This is a genomic window from Micromonospora sp. URMC 105 (genome assembly GCF_051386295.1).
Lineage (GTDB): Bacteria > Actinomycetota > Actinomycetes > Mycobacteriales > Micromonosporaceae > Micromonospora.
The window spans coordinates 1-313 of the sequence record NZ_JBPQTL010000238.1; the positions used below are offsets into that span (position 1 = coordinate 1).

Sequence of the window (313 nt, forward strand, 5' to 3'; positions counted from 1 at the left end):
GACCGCCCGCACCGCCCCGGCCAGGGCGGCGGTCACCAGGGCGGCCGCGACCAGCAGCACCCCCGGCCGCAGCTCGGCCACCGGCCGCAGCAGCGCGGCGGCCAGCAGCGGCACCAGCAGGGCCGCCGCGACCTGCCGGAACACCCGGCCCCCGGCGGCCCACGCCGCGCCGAGCAGGACCAGCCCCACCAGCAGCATCGGCACCCCGGCGAGCACCGGCTGACCGGCGGCCCGGCCCCAGGCCAACGGCACCAGCGCGCAACCGGCGGCGAGCACCGTCGCGGCACCGAAGCCGAGCCAGGCGAGCGCCTGT

1 protein-coding gene is annotated in these 313 nt (G+C 81.5%); it reads right to left on the reverse strand.

Annotation, left to right across the window (positions count from 1 at the left end; translation table 11 throughout):
* A partial coding sequence (locus ACSNN7_RS29110; RefSeq protein WP_436684234.1) for a hypothetical protein occupies positions 1-313 on the reverse strand: 313 nt, incomplete at both ends.